We start from the raw sequence: 2,215 nt of genomic DNA, 5'->3' as shown, positions 1-2,215 counted from the left end.
CCGATGCCCAAGCGCCGTAATGCCGGGCTCGGCATGGCGCGGGTGATCGAACTGGTGCACGAGATCGCCATGGACTACCAGCCCGATGCCGTCGGCGCGGTCGGCCACATGGAGGTCTATCCCAATTCGCGCAACATCATCGCCGGGCGCACCGTCTTCACCGTCGATATCCGCTCGCCGGAAAAAGAAGTGCTGGACGCGATGGATGGCCGCATCCGCGAAGGCATCGACACGATCTGCGATGCACTCGACATCCGCTACGAGATCGAACAGGTCGGTGCTTTCGACCCGGTGACTTTCGACGCCGGTTGCGTCAAGGCGATCCGCGATGCCGCCGAACGCCTCGGCTATTCGCACCGCAACATCGTCTCCGGCGCCGGCCACGACGCCTGCTGGATCAACCGCGTCGCGCCCACCGCCATGGTGATGTGCCCCTGCGTCGATGGCCTCAGCCACAACGAGGCCGAGGAGATCACCAAGGAATGGGCTTCGGCAGGTGCCGACGTGCTGTTCCACGCGGTGGTGGAGACGGCTGTCATCGTGGAGTGAGCTTAGATCTACCTTCCAAACGACGCTCGTAAGAAGCGCGGCAAGAACAAGGGAACAGCTAATGACCAAAGTTATCCGAAACGGCACCATCGTCACCGCCGACCGCACCTGGAAGGCCGATGTGCTGATGCAGCACGGCAAGATCGTCGCCATCGGCTCGGGCCTGCATGGCGACCATGAGTTCGACGCCACCGGCTGCTACATCATGCCGGGCGGCATCGACCCGCACACCCATCTCGAAATGCCGTTCATGGGCACCTATTCGGCCGATGATTTCGAATCCGGCACGCGCGCGGCGCTCTCCGGCGGCACGACGATGGTGGTCGATTTCTGCCTGCCGGCGCCACAGCAGTCGCTGCTCGAAGCCTTGCAGATGTGGGACAACAAGACCTCGAAAGCGTCCTGCGACTACTCCTTCCACATGGCGATCACCTGGTGGGGCAAGCAGGTGTTCGACGAGATGGCCACTGTCGTCGACAAGGGCATCACCTCGTTCAAGCACTTCATGGCCTACAAGGGCGCGCTGATGGTCGATGACGACGAGATGTATGCGTCGTTCCAGCGCTGCGCCGATCTCGGCGCGCTGCCGCTGGTGCATGCCGAGAATGGCGATGTGGTCGCCGCCCTGTCGCAGAAGCTGCTGGCTGCCGGCAACAACGGCCCCGAGGGCCACGCCTATTCACGGCCGCCCGAAGTGGAAGGCGAGGCGACCAACCGCGCCATCATGATCGCCGACATGGCCGGCGTGCCGCTATATGTCGTGCATGTCTCCTGCGAGCAGAGCCACGAAGCGATCCGCCGCGCGAGGCAGAAGGGCATGCGGGTGTTCGGCGAGCCGCTGATCCAGCACCTGACGCTGGACGAGAGCGAGTATTTCGACAAGGACTGGGACCATGCGGCGCGCCGCGTGATGAGCCCGCCCTTCCGCAACAAATTGCACCAGGATTCGCTGTGGGCCGGCCTGCGGGCGGGCTCGCTGCAGGTGGTGGCGACCGATCATTGCGCTTTCACCACCAAGCAGAAGCGCAACGGCGTCGGCGATTTCACCAAGATCCCGAACGGCACCGGCGGCCTCGAAGACCGCATGCCGGTGCTGTGGACGACGGGCGTCAACACCGGCCGGCTGACGATGAACGAGTTCGTCGCGGTGACCTCGACCAACATCGCCAAGATCCTCAACATGTATCCGAAGAAGGGCGCCATCGTAGAGGGCGCCGACGCCGACATCGTCGTCTGGGATCCCAAGCGCAAGAAAAAGATCACTTCGAAGAAGCAGCAGTCCGTCATCGACTACAACGTGTTCGAAGGGTTCGAGGTGACCGGTCTGCCGCGGTTCGTGTTCTCGCGTGGCGAACTGTCGATCCAGGAGGCCGAAATCAAGGCCAAGCCCGGGCATGGCGAATTCGTCGGCCGCGAGCCGAATGCGGCGGTCAACCGGGCGCTGTCGACGTGGAAGGAAATCTCCGCGCCGCGCAAGGTGGAACGCACCGGCATCCCGGCGACCGGGGTTTGAGCTTGCGCGGCTCGAAGAACGCCAAGAAACGGATGATTGCCGACAAACACAGCGCCGCCTTTGGGGATGTGTCGCAGTGCCGATAATTGCCGAACTCGGCGCCGCCCCTCATCCGCCTGCCGGCACCTTCTCCCCGTATAGTGACGGGGAGAA

The 2,215-nt window shown here is 63.5% G+C and carries 2 protein-coding genes; both read left to right on the top strand.

Annotated elements, in window-relative coordinates; genetic code table 11:
- Positions 1-549, top strand: a 549-nt coding sequence (locus EOB59_RS34510) for a M20/M25/M40 family metallo-hydrolase (RefSeq protein WP_128290283.1), incomplete at its 5' end; no start/stop codon positions are given.
- 61 nt (positions 550-610) lie between these two features.
- Positions 611-2,062 (top strand): dihydropyrimidinase, encoded by a 1,452-nt coding sequence (gene hydA, locus EOB59_RS34505; RefSeq protein ID WP_128290282.1) that lies wholly within the window; start codon positions 611-613, stop codon positions 2,060-2,062.
- Positions 2,063-2,215: the final 153 nt, after the last annotated feature.

Origin of the sequence: Mesorhizobium sp. M7A.F.Ca.MR.176.00.0.0 (assembly GCF_004023165.1) — a bacterium.
Taxonomy (GTDB): Bacteria; Pseudomonadota; Alphaproteobacteria; order Rhizobiales; family Rhizobiaceae; genus Mesorhizobium.
Note: the sequence above shows the minus strand (reverse complement) of the source record. Positions and strands in the feature narration are given on the sequence as shown.